The organism is Brevibacillus laterosporus LMG 15441 (assembly GCF_000219535.2).
In the GTDB taxonomy this organism is placed as follows: Bacteria; Bacillota; Bacilli; order Brevibacillales; family Brevibacillaceae; genus Brevibacillus_B; species Brevibacillus_B halotolerans.
In genome coordinates this window covers 2312134-2335130 of record NZ_CP007806.1, presented here as the reverse complement: position 1 = coordinate 2335130, position 22997 = coordinate 2312134, and the positions used below count along the sequence as shown (strand labels likewise).

Annotated in this window: 26 protein-coding genes; 5 read left to right on the top strand and 21 right to left on the bottom strand. The window is 41.7% G+C overall.

All coding sequences use genetic code 11. The annotated features are described in order from the left end of the window. Positions 1 to 10: 10 nt before the first annotated feature. The 3 genes from BRLA_RS10695 to BRLA_RS10685 are packed head-to-tail and all read right to left on the bottom strand — an operon-like array spanning position 11 to position 1869. On the bottom strand, positions 11 to 724 hold the full coding sequence (locus tag BRLA_RS10695; RefSeq protein ID WP_003337379.1) for a 2OG-Fe(II) oxygenase: 714 nt from the start codon (positions 722 to 724) through the stop codon (positions 11 to 13). Then, positions 717 to 1265, bottom strand: a complete 549-nt coding sequence (locus BRLA_RS10690; RefSeq protein WP_003337378.1) for a methylated-DNA--[protein]-cysteine S-methyltransferase — start codon at positions 1263 to 1265, stop codon at positions 717 to 719. The genes BRLA_RS10695 and BRLA_RS10690 overlap by 8 nt, the downstream gene beginning before the upstream one ends. Next, positions 1249 to 1869, bottom strand: a complete 621-nt coding sequence (locus tag BRLA_RS10685) for a bifunctional transcriptional activator/DNA repair enzyme AdaA (RefSeq protein WP_003337377.1) — start codon at positions 1867 to 1869, stop codon at positions 1249 to 1251. Before BRLA_RS10685 ends, BRLA_RS10690 begins: the two co-directional genes overlap by 17 nt. A 146-nt stretch (positions 1870 to 2015) precedes the next feature. On the opposite strand from BRLA_RS10685, the gene BRLA_RS10680 reads away from it, so the two are divergent. After that, positions 2016 to 3122 (top strand): Ada metal-binding domain-containing protein, encoded by a 1107-nt coding sequence (locus BRLA_RS10680; protein ID WP_003337376.1) that lies wholly within the window; start codon positions 2016 to 2018, stop codon positions 3120 to 3122. A gap of 209 nt (positions 3123 to 3331) precedes the next feature. Here BRLA_RS10680 and BRLA_RS10675 read toward each other — a convergent pair whose 3' ends face one another. From BRLA_RS10675 to BRLA_RS10640, 8 genes are all read right to left on the bottom strand, one after another. Then, the gene (locus BRLA_RS10675) at positions 3332 to 4258 is read right to left on the bottom strand and encodes a DMT family transporter (protein WP_003337375.1); all 927 of its coding nucleotides are present in this window, start codon (positions 4256 to 4258) and stop codon (positions 3332 to 3334) included. Between the two features lie 45 nt (positions 4259 to 4303). After that, positions 4304 to 4969: a GntR family transcriptional regulator gene (locus tag BRLA_RS10670; RefSeq protein ID WP_003337374.1), complete on the bottom strand. Its 666-nt coding sequence runs from the start codon at positions 4967 to 4969 to the stop codon at positions 4304 to 4306. 260 nt (positions 4970 to 5229) lie between these two features. Continuing rightward, entirely contained in the window at positions 5230 to 6246 is a 1017-nt protein-coding gene (namA, locus tag BRLA_RS10665; protein WP_003337373.1) for an NADPH dehydrogenase NamA, read from the bottom strand. A gap of 48 nt (positions 6247 to 6294) precedes the next feature. Next, complete coding sequence (locus BRLA_RS10660; protein WP_003337372.1) at positions 6295 to 7320, bottom strand: LLM class flavin-dependent oxidoreductase; 1026 nt, start codon at positions 7318 to 7320, stop codon at positions 6295 to 6297. A gap of 118 nt (positions 7321 to 7438) precedes the next feature. Further along, on the bottom strand, positions 7439 to 7744 hold the full coding sequence (locus tag BRLA_RS10655; protein ID WP_003337371.1) for an ArsR/SmtB family transcription factor: 306 nt from the start codon (positions 7742 to 7744) through the stop codon (positions 7439 to 7441). A gap of 61 nt (positions 7745 to 7805) precedes the next feature. Further along, complete coding sequence (yfcE, locus tag BRLA_RS10650) at positions 7806 to 8351, bottom strand: phosphodiesterase (protein WP_003337370.1); 546 nt, start codon at positions 8349 to 8351, stop codon at positions 7806 to 7808. A 52-nt stretch (positions 8352 to 8403) separates the two neighbouring features. After that, positions 8404 to 9240, bottom strand: a complete 837-nt coding sequence (locus tag BRLA_RS10645; protein ID WP_003337369.1) for a protein phosphatase 2C domain-containing protein — start codon at positions 9238 to 9240, stop codon at positions 8404 to 8406. Positions 9241 to 9389: 149 nt separating this feature from the next. After that, complete coding sequence (locus BRLA_RS10640) at positions 9390 to 10619, bottom strand: D-alanyl-D-alanine carboxypeptidase family protein (RefSeq protein WP_003337368.1); 1230 nt, start codon at positions 10617 to 10619, stop codon at positions 9390 to 9392. Positions 10620 to 10804: 185 nt separating this feature from the next. On the opposite strand from BRLA_RS10640, the gene BRLA_RS10635 reads away from it, so the two are divergent. Further along, positions 10805 to 12184, top strand: a complete 1380-nt coding sequence (locus BRLA_RS10635; RefSeq protein ID WP_003337366.1) for a class II fumarate hydratase — start codon at positions 10805 to 10807, stop codon at positions 12182 to 12184. A gap of 107 nt (positions 12185 to 12291) precedes the next feature. On the opposite strand, the gene BRLA_RS10630 is transcribed toward BRLA_RS10635, so the two are convergent. The 9 genes from BRLA_RS10630 to BRLA_RS10590 form a co-directional block, all read right to left on the bottom strand. Then, a complete protein-coding gene (locus BRLA_RS10630; RefSeq protein WP_003337365.1) occupies positions 12292 to 13125 on the bottom strand; it encodes a GTP pyrophosphokinase in 834 nt (277 codons plus the stop codon). A gap of 140 nt (positions 13126 to 13265) precedes the next feature. After that, positions 13266 to 14252, bottom strand: coding sequence for an adenosylcobinamide-phosphate synthase CbiB (gene cbiB, locus BRLA_RS10625; RefSeq protein WP_003337364.1), 987 nt, complete (start codon positions 14250 to 14252; stop codon positions 13266 to 13268). A gap of 2 nt (positions 14253 to 14254) precedes the next feature. Next, complete coding sequence (locus BRLA_RS10620; RefSeq protein ID WP_003337363.1) at positions 14255 to 14950, bottom strand: adenosylcobinamide amidohydrolase; 696 nt, start codon at positions 14948 to 14950, stop codon at positions 14255 to 14257. Further along, positions 14938 to 15576: a histidine phosphatase family protein gene (locus BRLA_RS10615; protein WP_003337362.1), complete on the bottom strand. Its 639-nt coding sequence runs from the start codon at positions 15574 to 15576 to the stop codon at positions 14938 to 14940. The genes BRLA_RS10620 and BRLA_RS10615 overlap by 13 nt, the downstream gene beginning before the upstream one ends. Next, positions 15570 to 16340, bottom strand: a complete 771-nt coding sequence (cobS, locus tag BRLA_RS10610; RefSeq protein WP_003337361.1) for an adenosylcobinamide-GDP ribazoletransferase — start codon at positions 16338 to 16340, stop codon at positions 15570 to 15572. Before cobS ends, BRLA_RS10615 begins: the two co-directional genes overlap by 7 nt. Then, positions 16337 to 16933 (bottom strand): bifunctional adenosylcobinamide kinase/adenosylcobinamide-phosphate guanylyltransferase, encoded by a 597-nt coding sequence (gene cobU / locus BRLA_RS10605; protein ID WP_003337360.1) that lies wholly within the window; start codon positions 16931 to 16933, stop codon positions 16337 to 16339. The genes cobS and cobU overlap by 4 nt, the downstream gene beginning before the upstream one ends. A gap of 16 nt (positions 16934 to 16949) precedes the next feature. Then, on the bottom strand, positions 16950 to 18053 hold the full coding sequence (cobD, locus tag BRLA_RS10600; RefSeq protein ID WP_003337359.1) for a threonine-phosphate decarboxylase CobD: 1104 nt from the start codon (positions 18051 to 18053) through the stop codon (positions 16950 to 16952). Positions 18054 to 18112: 59 nt separating this feature from the next. Then, positions 18113 to 19177, bottom strand: a complete 1065-nt coding sequence (gene cobT / locus BRLA_RS10595) for a nicotinate-nucleotide--dimethylbenzimidazole phosphoribosyltransferase (protein ID WP_003337358.1) — start codon at positions 19175 to 19177, stop codon at positions 18113 to 18115. Between the two features lie 133 nt (positions 19178 to 19310). Next, on the bottom strand, positions 19311 to 19589 hold the full coding sequence (locus BRLA_RS10590; RefSeq protein WP_003337357.1) for a hypothetical protein: 279 nt from the start codon (positions 19587 to 19589) through the stop codon (positions 19311 to 19313). Positions 19590 to 19826: 237 nt separating this feature from the next. On the opposite strand from BRLA_RS10590, the gene BRLA_RS10585 reads away from it, so the two are divergent. Further along, on the top strand, positions 19827 to 20819 hold the full coding sequence (locus tag BRLA_RS10585) for a hypothetical protein (protein ID WP_003337356.1): 993 nt from the start codon (positions 19827 to 19829) through the stop codon (positions 20817 to 20819). A gap of 41 nt (positions 20820 to 20860) precedes the next feature. Continuing rightward, positions 20861 to 21529 (top strand): hypothetical protein, encoded by a 669-nt coding sequence (locus tag BRLA_RS10580; protein WP_041752104.1) that lies wholly within the window; start codon positions 20861 to 20863, stop codon positions 21527 to 21529. Positions 21530 to 21632: 103 nt separating this feature from the next. On the opposite strand, the gene BRLA_RS10575 is transcribed toward BRLA_RS10580, so the two are convergent. Then, positions 21633 to 21830, bottom strand: a complete 198-nt coding sequence (locus BRLA_RS10575) for an alpha/beta-type small acid-soluble spore protein (protein ID WP_003337354.1) — start codon at positions 21828 to 21830, stop codon at positions 21633 to 21635. A 264-nt stretch (positions 21831 to 22094) separates the two neighbouring features. Between BRLA_RS10575 and BRLA_RS10570 the strand changes: the two genes are divergently transcribed. Continuing rightward, positions 22095 to 22967 (top strand): 5'-3' exonuclease, encoded by an 873-nt coding sequence (locus tag BRLA_RS10570; RefSeq protein ID WP_003337352.1) that lies wholly within the window; start codon positions 22095 to 22097, stop codon positions 22965 to 22967. Positions 22968 to 22997: the final 30 nt, after the last annotated feature.

Below are 22997 nucleotides of genomic sequence, written 5' to 3'. Positions count from 1 at the left end.
CAGGCGTAGATCACTTTGCATCATGAAAAATAATACCAAGCGTATATCTTGTACCAGAAGTAATCGTGCTGACACCATGCCTTATCTTGGTTCTATAATACCCGCGTGAACCTAGTACAGGCCGATTGTTAGTAGGAAAAATGAGTCCTGATCCTTGTTCTAGGGTTATCACATGCCCTCGGCTTTGCGCCCTTGGCCGTTGTTCCAGCAACAAAAACTCACCGCCTGTATAATCTATCTCTTTTTGAGAGAGGGCGAATACTACTTGAAATGGAAAGTAGACATCTCCATACAAATCCTGATGCAGACAATTATAACCTCCAGCTTCGTATTTAAGGAGTAAGGGTGTTGATCTTGTCTGTCCCTGCTGATGGCATTCCGTGAGAAATTCTGAGAGCAAAGGTGGGTAACATGCCCCATCATCAAGCTGCTTCAGCCATCGGTTAGCCGTTTTAGCCAATTCAGGATAGAAGCCTTCACGAAGCTGTTGCAACATAGTAGGAAGGGGAGCTTGATAATATTTATACTCCCCGATGCCGAATCGAAATCTAGCCATATCAATCGTGTTCCGAAAATACTCTTCTTTTTCATACGTGTTTATTATTTCGTTACATTCCTTCTTCGTTAAGAATGCTGGAATTGTAGCATAGCCCTGCTCATCCATCGTCTGTTGCACTTTATTCCAATCTATGGCGGCACTCCGTTCTGTGAGGCAATCAGGCATATAGCTTACTCCCCTCTACCAAACTATTTTCATTTTCGAAGCGCAGAAGCTTGGTTTTCATTTCCAATCCACCCCGGTAGCCCGTTAGTGAGCCATTTTTCCCAATCACCCGATGGCAGGGAACCGTAATTAAAACGGGATTAGCACCAATTGCTGTTCCAACAGCACGTACCGCATTTGGTTTTTGTATTTGAAGCGCAATATCAGAGTAGGAACGGGTTTGCCCATATGGTATTTCACAAAGAGCATTCCACACCGCGAGCTGAAATGGCGTACCATATAAATCAAAGTCAATAGAGAAGTCTTTACGTGTGCCTTGAAAATACGCAACCAATTCTGCTGCATAGCCTTGTAATTTTTCATGATCCTGCACCAATTCACCTTTCGGAAACCGATTCCTTACCCAATTTTCCAATTCCTCAAAAGGATGATTTTGCGAACCTACATAACAAAGTCCCGCCCCTGTAGCAGCAATGTATAGGTTCCAATCCGAATGGACCAGCCTTGAATAATAAATGATCTGTTTACTTTTTGCTGTCACTTTGCAACACCTCCATGGCTTGTGTATTCTTATTTAATTGACGAAATTTTTTAGGCGTCTGTCCTGTTATCTTCTTAAACAAAGTGATGAAGTACGGTGTGTTGGGCATCCCCACAGTCATTGCGATGTCGGTAATCGTCATATCAGATTGGATGAGATAATCCATGGCTTTCTTTATTCTCGTCTGTTGAATATATTCAATTGGGGTCATTCCCTTAATGCGTTTAAATGTTCGATGCATATGATAAGGACTTCCATGACATATATCTGCTAAAAGCTCTAGCGTTAATTCTTCACTGTAATTCTTTTTGATATAATCCGTAATCTGTGCCACCCATTCAACATCAGGCAAACGTTGTCCTGTTGGCTTACATCGCTTACAAGGTCGGAAATTTTCTGACAGCGCCTCTTCTGCGCTACAAAATATTCGAACATTTTCCTTTTTAGGCTCTCTAGACCTGCAAGAAGGTCTGCAAAAGATACCTGTAGTTTTCACCGCATAAAAAAATGTATCATTGTACGATGCATCGTTAGTAATGATTGCTTGCCACTTTTCATCAGTTAGATAATTATTCTTCTCTCCTTGCCTTTGGATATCTCTCATCTGGTTCACCTCCATCCACAGTATACCCTCCAGAACGAACCTATGTACGATTTTATGATTGGAATAGCAAGATAGTGAAATTTTATAGAGGCCTTTTATGTTACAACTAGTAGTGTGCTTGTATTGCATGGAATGGAGGATTTTTTATGGAAAAAACAACAAGTTATCCGAAGTGGGATGCTCCTTATTTCACTGGTAAAAAAATAGAGAAGATATATTGTTTCCCATGGTGTACGGAAAAGTTTCATCCAGAAAACACGATTCGATTTCAGTCGCGGGCGAATGCTGAACAGGCAGGATACCGGCCTTGTAGAAAATGCTGTTCCACTCTTCCTATAGGCGCTTGGACGGATAAACAAAGTGAGCTAACACTGGTCGTGCCAAAGGAATTCAGCTTTAACGAAAATATGAAATATTTGTCCAAAGAGCCTAATGAATGCTTATTTTATTGTAAAAACCACCGAATTTACAGAGCTATTCCTATTGAAGCGGAAACACCTGTAGTAGAAATACGTTCGGATCAGGATAACATGCTACACATTCGTTTTCTAGGAACTACAATGCCATCCTGCAAATGGATACGAGCCGAGGTCGCCCGTTATGTAAGAGATTGGTTTGATTTGGATACAGACTTGCGCCCTTTTTACGACTTGGCTAAATCAGATGCATTGCTACAAAGAGCAGTTACTACTTTTAGTGGTCTCCGAAACATTGGAATTCCTGATCTGTTCGAAGCAATCTGCTGGGGAATTATCGGGCAGCAAATCAATCTGCCCTTCGCTTATACGCTGAAAAGACGACTGGTGAAGGCCTTTGGCCGAAGCATTGAATGTGATGATGAAACGTATTGGATATTCCCCTCCCCGCATGATATTGCCGCTCTGACAATAGAAGACTTGAAGCGATTACAAATGACAGGGAAAAAATGTGAGTATTTAATTGGTGTAGCTCAGCTTATGGTGGAAGGTAAAATAACCAAAGAGCAATTAGGGAACTGCGGAGATTATAAAAAAGCGGAAAACATGCTTGTCAAAATCCGTGGCATTGGACCATGGACTGCTAATTACGTTTTAATGCGTTGCCTGAGGATGCCCTCCGCTTTTCCAATAGATGATGTAGGTTTACACAATGCGATTAAATATCTTCAGGGCACCCCACAAAAGCCCACGAAAGCAGAAATTGTAAAGCTTTCTGCGACATGGACAAATTGGGAAGCCTATGCCACCTTTTATTTGTGGAGATTTCTCTATTAGCCTAGCTGTATAGCCGTATCAGATGAACTGTTCATCAGTGTTATAGCTTAGTGGAGTCAAAAATGGAGGTATTCAGGAATTTGCCCCTACAGAGAACAGCTTTTCTTTCTTATTCACAAAAACACGAAGCCAGTATTCCCTATCGGGATACCGGCCTTTTCCTTGTATTGCTCTATTTATTTATTTTTCGTTTCGATAAGTTGGAGAAGCTAATTGGTCTTAGCTGTCTCCTTATGCCCGCCCAAGGATAGGATGGCAATGGTAATAAGAATACACAGGGTACCCAACCAATCCGTTAAACCAAAGGGTATCTGTAGCCAAATCACTGATAGGACGGCGGCAGAAACAGGCTCGACACAAGCTAATAAACTAGTTTCGGGGGCACTAAGGTACTTAAGACTTTCCAAATAACAGTAAAAGGCAATCAGTGTTCCAAATAGTACAATAAACATTACGGCTAAAGTGGAAGACATCGACCATTGTCCCTCCAGCCTCCAAGGGGGATGAACAAAACTAAAGCCGATACCTCCGATTAGCATCGCCCAGCCTACAACGATAGCTGCTCCCCATTTAGCAAGAAGCTTGTGTGGATGTAATGTATAGAAAGCCAATGCTACCGCCGAGGCTAGCCCCCAGAATAATGCTAAGCCAGAAATAGAGAGGCTATTGATGCTTCCATGTGTAACCAGTAAGAACGTTCCTAAGAGAGCTAGAACGACAGCTAGTAATTCTTTTAACATGGGTAGCCTTTTTAGACGAATCGCCACATAGCATGTAATTAGCACAGGGGCCAAATATTGAAGAATAGTAGCTGTTGCTGCATTTCCATGCTTAATAGCTGCAAAATAAGTATATTGAACAGCCAACATTCCTAAAATACCAAACAAGATAAGGCTGAGTCGCTCTTTGGTGTTTTTCCATATGCCCCAGATATTTTGTTTCTCTTTTCTATAGGCAACTGCTAATAGAATAATACCCGACAGTAAAAGACGTATAACGACTAACCACTCAGGACTGAAGCCTTGTTGCTGAAACAAATATTGAGCAACAGTCCCAGATATTCCCCACAGCATAGCCCCTGTTAGTACGAGGGTAACTCCGAATTTTCTCGACATGACAATCTGTTCCGTTTTCATATGGTCTCCTCACTGATCTGTTCATCTTCAAAATTATTTATATCATTACATCAGCTGATATACTTCTTTCATAGGACGCAGCCAATTTTGTTCCATAATCTCTGCAGCTAATTTTCCATTTTTCTGGACAAAGGCTTGTACGATTCTCTCATGTTCATCAATAGATTCTTCCTTAGGAATGTGCTGTTGCTTAAAAAAGATATATTCTAAGCGTTGAATATGTAGCTGAAGAACAGATGTAAAATTTATGATATAGGGATTGTCCACAATTTCTAAAATAAATGTATGAAATTGACTATCCATTTCTACAATTTTTGGTACATCTTTATCGTAGATTGCCTGTTTATAGCTGGCATTGATCTCGTTTAATGTAGCAATTTGCTCTTCTGTAATTGCAGTCGCAGCTAATTGGGCCGCTAATGCTTGAAGTGAAGCAAGCGGTAAATACATTGTCTGTACATCTTCCTTTGAAACAGTAGTAACTCTTGTATCCCGTCCTCGATATGTTTCAATAAAGCCTTGGACCTCAAGTAGCTGAAAGGCTTCCCTCACAGGAGTCCTGCTCACACCGATCGCTTCTGCAATTTCAGCATCATATAGCTTCTCCCCTGGCTCTAAGGTTCCATCGATAATCCAGCTTTGTAGCTGACGAAAAGCTTTTTCTTTCGCAGTTAATCGAATAGAAGAAGTGTAATTCTTAGGAATTGGCATAGTAACCCCTCTTTATGAAATCATTTTGGTTTTATTTAAATTATCAGAAATATATTTCATATATATACTATAATTTATAACATTTTATCTATAAGGTCAAACGAATTGCTGGTTTTCTATACATTTCTAAAGTAGCATAGGCCTTTTAGGAATGATTTTACACAAAAAAGCTAGTATCCTATATGCTAAAAGGATTACTAGCTTCTAAAGGGTTAATCTATTTACATCTTGTAAGAAATTGATGTGGTCACAATTGTAGCTTACCAGCCCCTTTGATACTGTCTAGGTGCCTCAATTTCTACTTGTAATTCATCTGCCGCACCTCTAGCCCAATATGGATTTCGCAACAGCTCGCGGCCTAAGATGATTATATCTGCACGATTATTTTGTAAAATCTCCTCAGCCTGTAACGGAGAGGTAATTAACCCTACAGCACCAGTGGGGATGTTCGCTTCTTCTTTGATCTGTTCTGATAACTTTACTTGATAGCCTGGATACACATTAATAGCTGCCCGTACAAGTGCACCAGAGCTAACGTCAATGAGATCCACGCCCTGCTCTTTCATCCAAACTGCGAATTGTACGTGATCCTCGATCGTTAAGCCTCCTTCTGTATAATCGGTAGCGGAGACACGTACCATCAATGGCCCTTCCCAAACACTTTTCACCTCTGCTATCACTTCGGATAACATGCGGTATCTATTTTCCTGAGAGCCCCCGTATTCGTCTGTTCGTTGATTAGAGAGCGGGGATAAAAATTCATGTAATAAATACCCGTGAGCCGCATGGATTTCAAGAACATCAAAGCCCGCTTGTTTAGCTCTCACCGCACCTTGCTTAAATGCTTCTATTGTCTGTTTGATTTTTTCAACTGACATTTCTTCTGGAACACGGCTGCTCTCATCAAATGCAATTGCAGATGGGCCATAGATGGAACCAGGAACCTCTGCTTTACGCCCAGCATGGGCTAATTGAATTCCCATTTTAGCTCCGTACTGATGTGCTTGCTCGACAATTTTATGTAATCCGGCTATGTGGTCATCATTCCATATTCCCAGGTCAAATTCCGAAATCCGTCCCTGTTCTTCAACAGCAGTTGCTTCCACAATTATAAGACCTACCTGTCCAACTGCGCGCGTTGTATAGTGCGTAATATGAAAGTCAGTAGCTTTTCCGTCCTTTTCAGTTACAGAATACATGCACATAGGGGCCATGACAATCCGATTTTTCAATGTAACCTCTTTTAATTGATAGGGTTGAAATAATTTAACAGTCATCTTACTTCCTCCTCGATTTTGTTTTTTTACATATATTTGAATGTTTTTTTAGCGGTATGGTTTACCCGTATCGGCTTCAGCAATAGCCTGCTGTAATAAAGCATAGGATCGTTTACGGGCATTTATATCATAAATAGGGGAAACGGCCATCAATTCTTCAATCGGATATCGCTCTTGTAGCGCTCTGATTTTGAGGGCAATGGTTTTTACAGATCCGATTAGAATAGAATGCTTCATCGCTTCTAACTCAGTTAATTCATTTGCTGTATATGGATAGGTGCTTACCGTCTTTGGACTAGCAAGCGGTTGCAACCGCCCTCGATACAATAAATGCGTAAGATGTAACGCGCTTAACGCGAGTTCATTCGCCTCCTCATCCGTATCCGCCATAATAATTTTCATGGCAGCAAGTACTTTCGGTTGCAGAAGACGTGATGATGCAGTAAACGTACGTAGATAATGGCTGATAGCTTGATCCATCGCCCCTGGCTGGGAATTGATAAAATGTGCAAATGCATATGGCAATCCCAATTGTCCAGCTACAATTCCACTATTGTCACTAGATCCAAGCATCCAGATTTCAGGCTTATGCGATGGGACTGGGGTAGCTTTCAATCCTGGAAAAGGCTGCTTTTCACTCCATTTGTCATCAATATAGCTAGTCAGATGCTGGACTTGCTCTGGAAAGGTATCAATATCGCGCGCCTGTAAATCCTGTAGGGCTCTAGTTGAAAGCGGCATTCCCCCTGGCGCACGGCCAATTCCTACGTCAATACGACCTGGAGCCAAAGCACTTAAAACATTAAAATTTTCCGCCACTTTATATGCACTGTAATGAGGAAGCATTACACCCCCCGACCCGACACGGATTCTTTTTGTTTTTGCCGCTAAATAAGCGATAAGAACTTCTGGTGAAGAACCAGCCAGTGCTTCGGAATGATGATGCTCAGACACCCAATACCTGTGATACCCAATTTCATCTACGTACTGCGCTAGCTCAGTCGTTTGCTCCAAAGCTAGCTCTGGGGTTCCACCCTCTATTACATACGATTGATCCAGTACACTAATTTTCATGGGTCTCTCCTTTTGCAAATGCTTCATGTGAAATCGCGACAGTAATCTAAATCGGTATATCGGAAATTTTCGATATTGGCTTAAAAAAAGAAAAATGAAACGGTGTTCCACTCTTCTTTTACAACTCCTCTCGGAAGTATGTAGCCAGCTTATGCAGCATTTCTTCATTTCTGCGGTAGTACGTCCATTGGCCAAAGCGTCTAGCTTCTAATAACCCCGCCCGTTGCATAATCGCTAGGTATTGTGACGTGGTTGATTGAGAAAGACCTGCTTTTTCTTGAATTTGTCCTACACAGATTCCCCCTGGAAAATTCTCGTAGTTACAGGAAGATGGCGGAAAGTGCAGCTCTGGCTCCTTTAACCAATGTAACATTTGCAATCTGGTTTCATTTGATAAAGCTTTAAAAATCATAACATAATCCATAACGTTGATTATATCGATATTTTCCGATATGTCAATAGTAGTATTCATTTTCAAATCAGTGCTAGATAAGTGAAGTCTCCATATACACTTCTCCATTCAACCTTTTAATCCAGAACTGATCCCCCTCAATCACTCCATATGTATGCGGATGATTCTCTTTAGGAATAGCTACAGAACCAGGATTTAGTATAAACAGATCTCCTTTTTTCTTGGCCACCGGGATATGTGTGTGACCATGAATTAACACATCTCCAGCAGATAATGCTGGATGATGATCCTCATGATAAATATGTCCATGTGTCACAAAAATACGCCGTTTATCCATAACTATTGTATGAGAATCACTCATAATCGGGAAATGAAGAAGCATTTGATCTACTTCTGAATCACAATTTCCACGCACAGCTACAATGCTGTCAGCATACCTATTTAGCAGATTGGCTACTTCTGACGGATTGTATCCATCTGGCAAAGCATTGCGTGGTCCATGATACATCACATCTCCTACTAGGATGATATGGGTTGCTTGCTCACGTTCAAATGCTTCTAGGGCTGCTTTCGCATAGGTCAAAGAACCGTGGATGTCTGAGAGAAAAAATAACTTCATGCTGATTACCACCTTTTCATTTGGTTCATTCCCCTATTATACCAATCTTCGCTTATAGTGTAAGAATAATACCCGTTTTGTCATCAGACGTTTTAAATCTTGGGTATTTCACACATTCTGGATCGCTTCCTTCTAGCTTTGTTAAGGCTTTTGCATAGTTTTCGAGTCCCATCTCTATTATTTTATGAACCATCCTTGACCAATCCTGCTTTTCCTGATTGGCTAATGGCCAAAACAATCCGTCTGTAATAATGACCACATGCTTTACTCCCGCACGATTTATTCTGCCATATTCCACATATTCTATGGCTTGTTTCTCTCCGTTTAGTACGCCGTAACCATGTGGTTCATTTTGCAATTCACGATTTTGAATCATCAAATCTCGAATGAATAGGCTTAATTCCGTGCGAGATAGTAAACCATTCTCAATACCCTCGCACCATTTTTGCAAGGTGCGTTCTTCTACAACTTCCACTTGTGGACGAGTTAATATACGTACATTGTCATTTTCATATACAGCAAAAATCATGCAATCTCCCGTCTGAGCATAAGATATACCGTTCTTTTCGATTGTCACGATTCCAACTGCGGCTCCCCAAAGATTCTGTTTGGAAGAAAGATCAATTCCAGCCTCCTGCATATGTAGGCGTATGAGCAAATTAGCAGTCGATATATGCTCTTGTAACGGAATAAGACGATGTATCTGTGTAAAATAACGAGCAATGGTTGTTGAAGCCAAGTATCCGCCGGTCTGTTTACGATCATTCATGAAACCATGTAATGAAGTAACACCATCAACCACACCAAATAGAGGGAGGGTTGGATGAACAATCAACGTATCTTCATTTAAAAAGCCGATACCCTTGCTAGTAAACGTTTCCATTCTCATTATAGTACCCTCCTACATTCTTCAATGTATCTGTTTATATTTTAAATAATCATACTTATTTTTCTATTATAACTTTTTTCCACAAAAAAAGAACAACCGGCATGTCCGGTTGTTCTGTCGCATCTATCGCTCATAGAGCTGGCTTATTTTTAGTTCGCTCGTTTTCTCAGCACCACATTATTCGTACGCCTCGTACGTCGTTTCGCGCGTAATAAACGAATGAAGAAAAGGATGAAAAACAAGTTAAGTAACGCCCAGAATACGACAACACCATAAAGAGCAATTGGATTATGAGTAGGAGCCTGCTCGCCCGCCTCTGTAGTAGACACTGCTGTCGGGAGTACTTCAGGTTGCAGATGTAGCCTTCTCTCTTCTCCGTTGGATAAAGTCAATACAAGGTCCCCGTTGCTAAGTAGCTTTTGTTCGTATGTAGTCTGTTTGGGAACCGTGATGAATAAATCCTTATCCGTATAAAAGTTTGCTGCTTTCTCTGTATCATTCTGGGGTTGATACACCAGATACTGTCCTGCATTTACGATCTTTTTTGATTCATAATTTGCAAAGCCAAAATCGAGCATTTTGTGGACATCCTGATAGCTAACCACATTAGATGGTGCCTTCATGGTAACGGCGATCAGTTCTGTATCACCGCGTTTAGCTGTAACCACCAAAGTATTTCGTGCTTGATCCGTGAAGCCATTTTTTAAACCTGTCGTTCCCTCATAGGTGGTTAGCATTTTATTATGATTGACCAGCACGGTATCCCATTCTTTTTGGTGCCATTCATAACGTTTTGTACCCGCAATTTCACGTAAGAAGGGATTCTTCATAGCATACTGCGCAATCTTAGCCATGTCAGCAGCAGTTGTGTAGTGATTCTCATCATGCAACCCATGTGGATTTGTAAAATGAGTATGTTTCACTCCCACTTTTTCTTTTAAATAGGCATTCACTTTTTCAGCAAATGCTTCTGTGGAACCAGCCATATGTTCGGCAATCACAATGGCAGCATCATTACCTGAATTTAAAATCAATCCAAAGAGTAAATTCCGCATGGATACTTGTTCACCCTCTGCTAGATAAACCCGGGAACCTTCTACTGTTCTCGCCTTATTAGAAACGGTCGCTATATCATTACTATTTCCGTTCTCAATAGCATAAATAGCGGTGGCGATTTTGGTAATACTAGCAGGAAATAAATACTGCTGGGGATTTTTCTCAAATAGCACGGTTCCTGACGAGCCATCCATGAGAATAGCACCTTCCCCTTTTATTTCTTCAAGCGGCAGGGCTGGTGGCTGCGCAGCGTAACTTGGCTGAATTCCAAACGTAATTAGAGAAATACCGATTGCCAAGAACGTTTTCATCCATTTTTTCATGCTTGTAAAATCCTTTCTACGAACAAGTTACCTCACCACTCTATCAAATGGAAAAGGCATTGAACAAGTACAAATTTGGACATTCTATCGATAAAATGCTGGGGAAAATGGGTAAAAATGTTGTATTGACGGCATTTCTGGCTTTTCATTATTAACATAATTTTTTTATGGAAAGGGTGTTACAAATGGATGAACGCATCAGCAAAGACACATTAGGTGAGGTATATATCCCACGATCTGTATATTACGATGCGCAAACCACACGCGCTACCCATAACTTCCCCATTAGCGGCCTTCGTTTACCACGAGCCTTTATTAAAGCACAAGGAATCATCAAGGCCTCTGCGGCTGTTGCAAATACAGAGGTGGGGAATTTACCCGAACATATTTCTGGCGCTATTGTAACAGCCGCAGAAGAAGTGATTAATGGCAAATGGGACGATCAATTTGTAGTAGATGTCTATCAAGCTGGTGCGGGTACCTCTCAAAATATGAATGCTAATGAGGTTATCGCAAACCGCGCGATTGAAATATTAGGCGGTCAAAAAGGAGACTTCACACTTGTCCATCCTAACGATCATGTGAATATGGCACAATCAACGAATGACACGATACATGTCGCCATCAATATTAGTGCTGTCGAGATGATAAAAAAAGAATTGCTGCCATCTCTTCAGCGACTTCATTACGCTCTAAAACAGAAGGCCAGACAATTCGATCCCATTATCAAATCAGGACGAACCCATTTACAGGATGCTGTTCCCATTCGACTCGGGCAGGAATTTGGTGGCTATGCAGCAGCACTCGTAACGGCTGAAAAAAGTATTCGACATGCTCTGTTGGAGCTATACGTGATTGGTATCGGAGGAAATGCGGTAGGTACCGGGATTAACGCTCATCCTGAGTACGCTGATCGAACATTACGCGAGATTGTGCTTCGAACAGACCTGCCGTTTAAAAAGCCGCGTGATCGGTTCGCTTTTATGCAAAACACCTTAGGAGCGATTCAAGCAAGCCATGCTGTTAAGGAGCTCGCGATTCATCTATTAAAAATCTCAAGCGACTTACGCTTACTTGGCTCAGGGCCACGCACTGGACTTGGCGAGCTGATCCTGCCTGCTGTTCAGCCTGGATCATCTATTATGCCAGGCAAAGTAAATCCTGTGATGGCTGAGATGATGTATATGGTTTGTGCCCAAGTAATTGGTAACGATGCCACAATCACAGCCGCTACGATGGGTGCTCAATTGGAGATTAATGTGATGATGCCAGTTATTGCATATAATCTGTTACATTCCATTCAAATTTTGACGAACGCAATGGAAGTATTCCGTGCAAAATGTATAGAGGGGCTACAAGCTAATGCAGAGCGTTGTCAGTACTATGTTGAGCAAAGTACGGCGCTTGCAACATCCCTTAATCCTGTAATTGGCTATGAGAAAGCCGCCAAAATCGCCAAGACTGCTTATCAAGAGAATAAAACGGTCAGAGAAATCGTTGCGAGAGACACCGAATTGACAATAAGCGAAATCAATGAGTTATTAAATCCTGAACGGCTCGTCTAACCCAAACCAAACCAGTAGCTTATCGACAAACATTAATCTAAGCTTTATTGATAGTAAAATAGCCTCGTCACGTAGACTGAGGCTATTTTTTGTTATACCTACATCTGTTATTTTCCAAACCGTTTACTTAACAGTTCATTGATCATACGGAATTTTGGATTATCCAGAAAAGCTTCTTCATACCCAATAAAGTGTTCCTTGTATAACGCTTCAGCAGATTCAAAATCTTGTTTGACATAAAGTGAGAAGATTTCTTCCAATTTTTCTTCCATATCAGTGTCAAGCTCTGGCGGGGTCATAATTTCCTGACGTAAACTGTTCATCAGCTCATCTAACTGATTAGTGACAGTTGAAGCAATATGCAGTTGCTCTAATACGTCAGAAGGAATATTTCCGTCATATTTATAGCGTAATTCATGCTCATTTGTTGCCCAAAAGTTCATGCCCAACGTCCGGATTTGTACCTCACAAGGCAAGATTTTCTTTTCACTGCCATGATACACCGTATAATCACCAATCATATGAATACTACGATAGCCAGATTCTTTCGGATTGGTAATATAGTCTTTAACGTCATGTACCACAAAATCTTCCCGTTCCATCAACAGATTCTGCACTTCCCGCACATCATCAATATAGCGACAAACGACACGGATACCAGCGATGTCGGTAATTTCCTCACACAATCTTTTTTCCCAATCATCTTGGGCAAAATCAATGCCTCTAAGAAGGGCTTTTCGTATTAGACTATCTGTTTTCTTGACTCGCCCAACTACAAATTCAATTGGAGAGTAGCGTCCGCCTTTTAGAAAACCATATTTTATTCCTTTTACCTTTAGCTTTAATTCGTCAACAACCTGCTCATACGGATTTAAAATAGTGACGAGTCGGTTTAATACTTTTTTGGGTATGCGAGCTTTTATGTTTTTAATTTCGCTCATAGGTTAAGAACCCCCATCAATCTCGGATGACACGATAGTCTAGCATTTCTTTTATAGTATTTCGACGTAGCAGCAAGAAATCCTGCCGTTTTCGTGTCGAAATCCTGCAAACTCCAACCTTATTCGGACCGATCCTTCTTTTAGTATAAGAGCAAGCCTCTTAAAATGAAAGCGCATAAGGCATAGCAAAAAGTGGTTGCATACAGAATCTGAATGGTTTGTTTAATATGTTTTGCCTGAAGCTCCACCTTTGGTGTCCCCATGAGTGCACGGTGAGAAACAACCCCTTGATAGGTATTGGTTCCGCCTAGTTGAATGTGTAGGGCACCGGCAACAGCCGCTTCACTCCAGCCACTATTTGGACTTGGATGCTTGCTTGCATCACGAATTCCTGTTTTCCAGGCGTCTTTCCAATCCTTTCCCAGTAAGAACGCTGCTAGGATTAAAAAGATAAAGGTGATCCGAGCGGGAATATAGTTACAGATATCATCTAGCCGCGCGGAAGCCCAGCCAAGGTGTAAGTATTTCTCATTTTTATAGCCTACCATTGAATCTAGCGTATTAACCGCCCTATATGCCATAGCGAGCGGGGCCCCACCTAGCATGGCAAAAAATAAGGGGGAGGTTACTGCATCCACAATGTTTTCCGCTACTGTTTCCACAGTGCCACGTGAAATTTCTTTCTCATCCAACTGCTCTGTATCACGCCCTACTACCATGGACAATTGAAATCGAGCTTCTCCTAGATCGCCCTTCTGTAAAGCCGCATAAATCTTTTGCCCAGCCTGAGCCAGTCCTTTCGTAGCAATTGTGGTAGCAATCAACACAACCTCGGCGATATAAGACAGCCACGGATGAATGCTAGCGAGCCCCTTTAGCAAATAATAGGGAACAAAAAAAGCCAAGCCAACGACTATCACTGGAAACAAAAGACCCAGCAATCGACCTGAGAGAAAGGCCGAACGCCCGCGGTTGACAAGGGAATGATATACCGGTCGAATACGACGATCCAACCAGCTTATCACTTTTCCCATGCCAATCACGGGGTGTGGAATCCAACGTGGATCACCAATAATGAGATCTAATAGATAGGCACATAACAAGCTAGTTCCTAGCATTATTTCCATAATTATTCTGCACTCCTACGCTCTTTTCGATTTAGCTCATGGGTAAGCGCCATGCGAGTTGCATCCCTTACTGCACATGCGATTGCATGGCCCAAGTTCGTAGCAGTTCCAGCATAGGGATGGACGGACTGATAATGTGATTGGTCACATGTAGCCGCTACTACAATAGCATCTGTGGTGGTTCCTGTCGCACCCCTGCCCTCTCCATCGCTAATTCCCATTTCTGCCAATGCAATCGTTTTGGCCTCTGTTGCTGTAATAACAGCATTTACAAGAGCCCCGTCTGTCAAATTCCCATCAATGAATACGACAGTATTAATCGTACCTGCTGCATAGGCATTATAGCGCTGTTCTACGGTACCTGCTCTAGCTGCATTGCCGACACCGGTTGTCACAATTGCACAAAGTTCAAATTCGTCTCCCTTTAACGTAGAGACTCCTACATCCTCCACACAAGCTGCTGTCAACAATCCAATAGTTTGTTCAGGTATGGCTTGATTTTGCAATACAAACCTTCTAATATCCTCCTCGGGATTATCTGATAAGTAGCTCTTTCCCACATACTGGTTTAGGACCCACTTCGCCTCGCTAATTCCACCACCAAACACAGCACTAGAGCAGGCACGAAAGCCTTTCGGATAGTGAATAAGCACCCGTTTCTCGTTTACATCCAAATACCAATCTTTTATAAATTGCATGTTTCCCACTCTCCGTCTTCTCCACAACACGTAACCAGAAATTGCCCATGTCCAATGGACGAATCAAAATAACGACCTGGATCATTTTCTAATAAAAGAGCAGAAACCAAGCGCAGCATTCCACCATGAGTAACCACCAATAAAATTGGTTCTTTCTGAAGCCTCTCTTCAGCACCACTCGAATAACATTTTGTCTGGGTACAATAAGGGCTGATTTCTTTATTTACGAATTGCTCTAGCCGCTTTTGTAATTCGAGTAATTTCTCCCCGCCAGGAGGGGCAACATTCCATGGGTTATCATAAAATTGATAAATTCTCTCCCGATCCATTCGCTCGATCTCCTGGTACGTCAAGCCTTCCCATTCACCGAAAAACACCTCGCGTAAGTCACTACTGGTTTGGACCGGAAGCGTTGGATGAAATTCTGCCACGATCGCCGCTGTTTCCTTTGCTCTCATTAAATCACTTGAAAAAATAGCTGTGAGCGGTTGATTCGCTAAGAATTTTGCGACCTGCTGCGCCTGTGACACTCCTTTGTTCGATAAAGGTGCATCATAGTGTCCAATATATTGTTTTGCCAGATTTTCAGCCGTTACAGCATGACGTAACCAAATAACTTTTACCATCCGACAAAACCTCCGTGATACAGGTAGCTGACCGCCCCAAGAAGCAATACCATTTCAATGCATTCAATTTGTGCCCCATAGGTATCGCCCGTTAAGCCGCCCAGCTGTTTGACAATCATTCGGTTAAACAGATAGTGCGTGACCACCGTGAGTACGAAAAAAATGATCGCTAATTGGTATCCAACTAAAACGATAGCGACAAGACATGAGATAACGATTGAAATGATAATGTGCTTCATACACACATGCTCTCTAAATCCAGACGCCAATCCCTTTCCCTTATGCAAATAAGGCCAAAAATAAACGCATCCAAGCAAAGAAACACGAGCTGCAAATGGAATGATAATCAATAAGTAAATAAGTGACAGCAAAGGTACGCTAGTTGTGATCCAGTATAGAGACACCACCTTTACTGCCAATAAAAGAACACAAGCAAGGACTCCCATTGCTCCCACTCGGCTGTCTTTCATGATTTCTAGCATCCGTTCACGTGAACGAGCAGAACCGAGCCCATCTGCGGTATCCATCCAACCATCTAAATGCAAACCGCCAGTGATATAGACCCAAGAAGCTATCACTACAAGTGAAAGGAGAATATCAGGAAAAAGCCACTGCGTAATTCCTGCGATTCCCGCTAAAAAAATTCCTATTACCATTCCTACATAAGGATAATACTTTACGCTTTGATACCAATCCTGCTCTGTCGCTTGAAAGCGTACCGGAATGCGCGTAAGAAAGGTTAAGGCGCTCCAAAACGCATTCATTTGTCACTCGCCTCGCTCCCCTTGATCTTCATCGGGATACCAGCCACTACTAGATATACTTCATCAGCATATTGTGCTACGATCTGATTCGCAAAACCAGTAATATCCTGAAATGCCCTGCCTAATTTAGATAACGCTACCCCACCTAATCCCACTTCATCACTTACCACTATCCATGTCCGATCTAAGGAGCGCATAGCAGATACACAAGAGATGACTTCTTGTTGACAAGCTTGCCGGATGGTAGACTTACTTAGTTGATCTTCAGGAATTTGCATTAATATGTTCGCAATCCAGCCTGAGAATGTGTCCAATAAAACAATCGATGACTCTGAAGCTGCTTCATGCGTATCGGCTTCAGCCATGGTCCGGACCGCTGACTCTAATTCATACGGCTCTTCCACCGTCTCCCAATTATTCACTCTTCGTTCCCTGTGCAAATGAATCCGATTCTGCATCTCTTCATCCCAAGCTTGCCCTGTTGCAAGATACACGAGGGTTCCTCCATGCTCCTGCTTCTGTTGTTTGGCCAGCCTTTCAGCAAAAGCACTTTTCCCCGATCGAACGCCACCTGTAATAAGAATGATCCTCATGATACCTTCGCTCCTTTTATCTCCTAGTTGACAGGATTTGTAGGGATTCACGGAACACGCTTACCATTCGTTCATTCTCTTCCTGTGTTTTTATCGCAAGTCGTATATATCCTTCACCTAAACCTGGATACATACTACAATTTCGAATTAAGATGCCTCTTTTCGCCATCTCTTCCTGAAGAAGATGAGATGGAGTAGAGTCTATATGAACTAATAAGTAATTGGTTTCGCTCCTAAAAGTTGTAACCCCCTGTAGTGCTTCAAGAGATTTTAGCAAGCTCTCTCTTTGCGCAGCAACATATTCCTGTGTTCGCAGTACGTAATCATGCTGCTGAAGTAAGAATTCACCTGCCACTTGGGCCAAATGGTTCACACTCCACGAGATTTGTTTAGCTTTTAGACATTCGATCACTTGCTCTTGCCCAATGACGTAACCGAGTCGCAGCCCTGCAATCGCGTACATTTTAGTCATAGAGCGAAATAAAAGCACATGGGGAAGCTTGTGTAAGTCAGTTACTAAAGAATGCTCCTCAGTATGATTTACAAAATCCAGAAATGCTTCGTCCACACAAAGGTAGGTATTGTGTTGTTCACAAGCAACAGCCACCTTAAGTAATTCGTTACGTGGTAAAAAATTCCCCGTTGGATTGTTAGGATGTCCAATAAACAGCATATCCACCTGTTGCACAAAGCCGCATAGCTCCTCAACATCAGGTAAAAACTGCTGTTCTTTCGTTGTAAATAACATGCGAATCTCACAGTCAGCTTGCTTGGCAATCGCTTCATATTCCGAGAAAGAGGGACAAATAATCCCTACAATCCGTGGCTTGAGAGCAGAAACCGCCAAGTGCAAGCACTCAGCAGCTCCATTCCCTACCAAAATATTTTCCGGTTGTATATGAGATCCAAGCGAACTTGCTAACGCTTTGCGAAGATTACGGCATGTAGGATCAGGATATCGAAGGACCTGTGGTAGCGCTTGATTCAATATTGAAAAAAGCTGCTCAGGAGGTCCAAATGGATTAATATTTGAACTATAATCAAGAATACGATCCGCCTCTAGCCCAAAGGATTCTGCAGCCGTCCATATGTCGCCACCATGTCCAAAACGCTCTATCATAATCATGCTCCTCTTCTTTAATGCCTCACCTAATCTCAGTTGAACGATCTTTAGATCAATTACTCTGAATCAGGTAGACCTAAATCAGAGAAGGTAGCCATTTCTTGCAGTACACGACAAGCAGAATCCATCATTGGCATAAATAATGTAGCTCCAGTTCCTTCCCCTAAACGCATATTTAAGTGAAGAGATGGACGAATTCCTAAGTCTTCCAGAATATATTGATGGGCAGGTTCCACTGATAAATGAGTGGCCATAAGATAAGGAATAATTGCTGGTTGAAGACGTGCAGCTACCAATGCCGCCGCAGAAGCAATCACCCCATCTAATAGTACAGGAATGCGAGAAAGAGCAGCACCAAGCGTTACCCCAGCCATCCCGGCAATCTCTAAGCCACCTACCTTAGCAAGTACATCCAACGCATCGTCTGCCTGAGGCTTATTTACCTCAATCCCGCGTTGAATTGCTTCACGTTTGATTAAAAGAGATTTGTCATTTATACCCGAACCTCGTCCTACCAGACCTTCTTCCAGCGGACGGCCTAATAATACACTGGTAAGCGCCGCGCTAGGCGTTGTATTTCCGATTCCCATCTCACCCAGAGCGATGACATTACTACCCTTTTTCGCCAGTTCCTGCGCTGTTTCAATTCCAACCAAGATCGCTTGTGCAGCTTCTTCTCTACTCATTGCTGGGCCTTTAGCAAAGTTGTTTGTTCCTGCTTTCACTTTCTTATTGATTACATTCTCAGGTACTTCGGGTGCTTTAGAGCCAATGTCAACTACTGTTACCTCGGCACCCACTTGTCTAGCTAACACGTTTACTGCTGCTCCAGCATTGATGAAGTTAACCATCATGAGTTGAGTTACTTCCTGAGGGAATGCGCTTACACCCTCGTCCACAATACCATGATCACCACACATGACCACGACATCCTTACGCCCGATACGCGGTTTAGCTTGTCCTGTAATACCTGCTAACTGAACAACTATATCTTCTAAAACACCTAGACTTCCAACAGGTTTAGTCAAACGTTTTAGTTCTTTTTTTGCTTGCTCGGCTGCTACCATATCTATTGCTGGTATCGTATGTATTACCCCAGATAATTTATCGCTAAAGCTCATGTCAAATTCCTCCTCAGATGTCTAGGTCGATTGCCCGTTTAGAATAAATATCTTACTTTTCTAGTATAGCAGAATAAAAGAAAAAAGGGTTGGCTTCCTCACCACCACCCCACAAAATCCACAAATTATTCACTTATATTTTTTTGTTATCTGAAATAACGTCTAAAATACTTTGCAAACTGGTCAGCTTCTCATTTACTTTACGTGTCTTTTCGGAAATACTTTGTAAATTAACAAGGGATGCGAGAGAGGTTCGCTGTTGTCTCTTTTTTTCTTTTTCCCATTGCTCTAAATATTTATCCATCGTCGCAGGATTGCTTAACACTCTGGCAACACGTGTTGGCTGTTGCTTTAGCCACGCTTCAAATTCAGGATAATCACGCAAAATTCGTTTCGCGGTACTTTTTTTCACTGACTATTTCCCCTCTCCTGTGCATGATTGAAAAGCACATGATTTCCCTACTAACATATGACTAGTCCGCTCTTGCCGTTTGTGTGAATAACCAGTGCAACAAGAAAGGGCTAAAATCTAGGGCAAATGTGGAATTATTCCAGAAAAGGGCTCTTGTTTACAGCAAGAATGTCAGGGGATACATATACATGCATTGTAAATATCCTGATTGGTCAAATGAAAGGGGCTATGTATAACATGTTCGATATCACCACTTTACAGTCTCTGGTCGGCAAGACTGTGCGCCTCTATAGAGGTAGAGCTGAAACAATACGTGGAATCCTACTGGCTACCAAATCAAACTACCTCGTTCAATTAACAGAAGATAGCCAAGTCTTGTATTATTATTTGCCGCCGCTCACTAGTATTGAAGAGGATTTTCGAAACCCGCCTTTTGAAATTAAAAAAGGAATCCCTCAGGAGGTTATCGAAGCTGAATCATACGAACAGCTATTAAAATCGCTAGTTAATAAAAGAGTACGAATTAATCGAACTGGGAAAGATTCATACACGGGATTACTTCGTTTCGCTGGCACTGACTATGTTGCCCTGCAAACCGAAAAAGGGACATTTGTATATTATCAGCTAAGTGAAATCAAGTGCATTGGTATTCTAGACAAAACACATGGGCGTTCTCAAAAGAATGGAACTCATTCCAAAATTAGAACGAAAAGCCCTTTATATCAACTTCATGATGCACCTAATTTCTCCGCTTTATTAGACAAATTACGAAATACATTCGTTCACGTTCATTTTCCTAGTTATGAACCCATCTCAGGAATTTTGACCGAAGCTGATCAAAATCAAATTGCCTTAGTCCATAATAAAGAACTCGTCTGGATTTCAAAAGCAACTATTGCTAGTTTAACAACAACAACATCATCATCTTCATCATCATCTTCATCATCATCTTCATCATCATCTTCTTCATCTGACACTGTCTCCCCTGCTAATCAGAATGCTAGACATGTAGGTAATCGAGAAGTTTTCTGTCTGCGTGTTAAAAAACGCGATAGACAGAAACAAAAGTACTTCTCCACACCGCCTGCAGTAAGAATTCATCCAAAAAAGAAGCCCTCAAAGCATCAAATTTCGTTAAAAACACCATATCCTTTCAATCAAAGAGGAAATTCGCTCCAATCGGTTACCATAAAATTGCCAGGTATGTCTTATCCAAAATGGAACAGATAGATGTTACTTTCCCGTTCTCCTAGGAAAGGAGGAAACTCCTCTTGGAACCCATCTCTCCTTTTTTAAATCAGTTTGTTGAAGTAACATTATCTGAGAATAATAACGTAGTAGGCCAAGTGATGGATCAGGGGATTGATATCCTCGTTCTATATGAAGGTACACGTTACATCTATGTACCCTGGATTCATGTAAAATCAATCAAACAGATAAGCTCTGATCTAGTCAATACCTTTGAGCTACAAGAAAGTCCAATTCTTTTAAATAAAGAAGCTTTATCTTATCGCAATATTCTGAACAAAGCGAAGGGCTTGTTTCTAGAAATTAATGTAACAGGTTCACACTCTTTGCACGGATATGTGACGACTATACTAAACAATTATCTAGTGTTCTATTCCCCGGTCTTTAAGACTATGTTTATTTCCCTCCATCATGTAAAATGGCTGATCCCCTATTGCCGAAGCTTTACCCCCTTCTCTCTTAGTAATCATCATCTACAAATTAAAGCATCTCAAATTCCGCTTTCTCGTTCTTTTGAAGAACAGATGAAACGGCTGGAAGGAGAACTTATTATCCTTGATACAGGTGATGATCCTCACAAGATTGGAATAGTTAGCCGTTTAGAATACAATCTGTTAGAACTTATCAATATGACGGGTGATCGAACCAATTGGAATGTACAGCATATTAAAACGATTCATCTTTCTTCCTAACATCTCTGCAAAAAGTAAAGGAGGATCGGTGCTTAAAGCAACCGACCCTCCTTTTCGTATGAGGGGGTTTCATCCCTCATCATCCACGTATGCTGTTGTTTAATTAGCGAGCTAGTTGTTGCTCAGCGAAAGAAACAAGGCGCTTCGTGATTTCTCCACCAACAGATCCGTTTTGGCGAGAAGTAGTGTCTGGTCCCAATTGTACGCCGAATTCAGTAGCGATTTCGTATTTCAATTGGTCAAGAGCTTGGTTAGCTTGAGGAACTAAAAGGTTGTTGCTAGAATTGTTGTTAGCTGCCATAACCTTTCATCTCCATTCTATTTGGATTTTTGCTGAGGCTAATGTGGCCTTCAGCATTCAACCGATCCACTTTGGATAGGCTCAATGCTGACGGCTACGCTATTTCTTTACTGTTTATGGAGGTGTATCTATATGATGTATCATTTCATTTTTTTCATTCCTGCTTTTTTTTACTATTTTCTAGAAATCAGCCAATCCCCGCCTTTCATGCTATAATAGCGAAACAGAGACAGTTGGCGTTTATTATGGGAGGAGTTATTTGCTTTGAAGAATAAAATTTTACTATTGGATGGCATGAGCTTTCTTTTCCGTGCATTTTATGCCTCCTCATGGACAGGCAGTATTCGTCAAACCAAAAGCGGCTTGTACACAAATGCTGTCTATGGTTTTACCAAAATGATGCTTGATTATGCAGACCTCATTCAACCAACTCATTTGATCGTTGCTTGGGATGTTGCTTCACGCGAGTCCTTATTGCGTAGTCAATGGTACGATGGGTATAAATCGAATCGAGTCGAACCACCTGCCGAGTTAATTCCTCAGTTCTCGCTGGTGAAGGAGGTTACCCAGGCTTTCTCTATACCTAATGTAGGCTTGTCAGGTTATGAAGGGGACGATATCTTAGGTACGTTATCCAAACGATTTGCTGAAGAAGGTCATGAAGTAATCATATGCTCGGGTGACTATGACAGCCTGCAGCTTGTCTGTGATCAGGTACATGTTAAAATTTTGAAAAACGGCGGGAAACATGAGCATTACTGCCCGCAGTCCTTACTCGAACAAAAAGGTATTACATCTGCTCAGGTTATTGATGTAAAAGCCCTGCAAGGAGATACCTCTGATTGTATCCCCGGTTGTCCTGGCATTGGGGAAAAAACAGCAGTGAAATTAATAACAGAGCATGGTACCCTAGATAATCTGTATGCTAATGTAGATTCGCTAACACCTAAAATGCGAGCCAAATTGACAGAGAATAAAGAACAAGTATATCTAAGTCAAAAATTAGCAACCATTCTATCTGATGCTCCTGTGGAGTTGATGTTAGAAGAAGCAAGCTGGGAATATGATCCAGTATTGGTTTTAGAAAAAATGAATGAATTAGAATTTAGTAAAACGATGCTTGCGCGGATTGGATAAGAAGAAGAGTAAACCAAAAAGAGCTGTGGA

Excerpts from the sequence above, each read along its gene's own strand:
- BRLA_RS10685 (WP_003337377.1), bottom strand. The coding sequence starts at position 1,869 with ATGAGAGATATCCAAAGGCAAGGAGAGAAGAATAATTATCTAACTGAT.
- BRLA_RS10655 (WP_003337371.1), bottom strand. The coding sequence starts at position 7,744 with ATGGATTATGTTATGATTTTTAAAGCTTTATCAAATGAAACCAGATTG.
- cobU (WP_003337360.1), bottom strand. The coding sequence starts at position 16,933 with ATGAGGATCATTCTTATTACAGGTGGCGTTCGATCGGGGAAAAGTGCT.
- yfcE (WP_003337370.1), bottom strand. The coding sequence starts at position 8,351 with ATGAAGTTATTTTTTCTCTCAGACATCCACGGTTCTTTGACCTATGCG.
- BRLA_RS10670 (WP_003337374.1), bottom strand. The coding sequence starts at position 4,969 with ATGCCAATTCCTAAGAATTACACTTCTTCTATTCGATTAACTGCGAAA.
- BRLA_RS10620 (WP_003337363.1), bottom strand. The coding sequence starts at position 14,950 with ATGCAATTTATAAAAGATTGGTATTTGGATGTAAACGAGAAACGGGTG.
- cobD (WP_003337359.1), bottom strand. The coding sequence starts at position 18,053 with ATGATAGAGCGTTTTGGACATGGTGGCGACATATGGACGGCTGCAGAA.
- cobT (WP_003337358.1), bottom strand. The coding sequence starts at position 19,177 with ATGAGCTTTAGCGATAAATTATCTGGGGTAATACATACGATACCAGCA.
- cbiB (WP_003337364.1), bottom strand. The coding sequence starts at position 14,252 with ATGGAAATAATGCTAGGAACTAGCTTGTTATGTGCCTATCTATTAGAT.
- namA (WP_003337373.1), bottom strand. The coding sequence starts at position 6,246 with ATGACTGTTAAATTATTTCAACCCTATCAATTAAAAGAGGTTACATTG.
- BRLA_RS10615 (WP_003337362.1), bottom strand. The coding sequence starts at position 15,576 with ATGGTAAAAGTTATTTGGTTACGTCATGCTGTAACGGCTGAAAATCTG.
- BRLA_RS10630 (WP_003337365.1), bottom strand. The coding sequence starts at position 13,125 with ATGAGCGAAATTAAAAACATAAAAGCTCGCATACCCAAAAAAGTATTA.
- BRLA_RS10645 (WP_003337369.1), bottom strand. The coding sequence starts at position 9,240 with ATGAGAATGGAAACGTTTACTAGCAAGGGTATCGGCTTTTTAAATGAA.
- BRLA_RS10660 (WP_003337372.1), bottom strand. The coding sequence starts at position 7,320 with ATGAAAATTAGTGTACTGGATCAATCGTATGTAATAGAGGGTGGAACC.
- cobS (WP_003337361.1), bottom strand. The coding sequence starts at position 16,340 with ATGAATGCGTTTTGGAGCGCCTTAACCTTTCTTACGCGCATTCCGGTA.
- BRLA_RS10680 (WP_003337376.1), top strand. The coding sequence starts at position 2,016 with ATGGAAAAAACAACAAGTTATCCGAAGTGGGATGCTCCTTATTTCACT.
- BRLA_RS10640 (WP_003337368.1), bottom strand. The coding sequence starts at position 10,619 with ATGAAAAAATGGATGAAAACGTTCTTGGCAATCGGTATTTCTCTAATT.
- BRLA_RS10575 (WP_003337354.1), bottom strand. The coding sequence starts at position 21,830 with ATGGCAGCTAACAACAATTCTAGCAACAACCTTTTAGTTCCTCAAGCT.
- BRLA_RS10585 (WP_003337356.1), top strand. The coding sequence starts at position 19,827 with ATGTTCGATATCACCACTTTACAGTCTCTGGTCGGCAAGACTGTGCGC.
- BRLA_RS10635 (WP_003337366.1), top strand. The coding sequence starts at position 10,805 with ATGGATGAACGCATCAGCAAAGACACATTAGGTGAGGTATATATCCCA.
- BRLA_RS10695 (WP_003337379.1), bottom strand. The coding sequence starts at position 724 with ATGCCTGATTGCCTCACAGAACGGAGTGCCGCCATAGATTGGAATAAA.
- BRLA_RS10675 (WP_003337375.1), bottom strand. The coding sequence starts at position 4,258 with ATGAAAACGGAACAGATTGTCATGTCGAGAAAATTCGGAGTTACCCTC.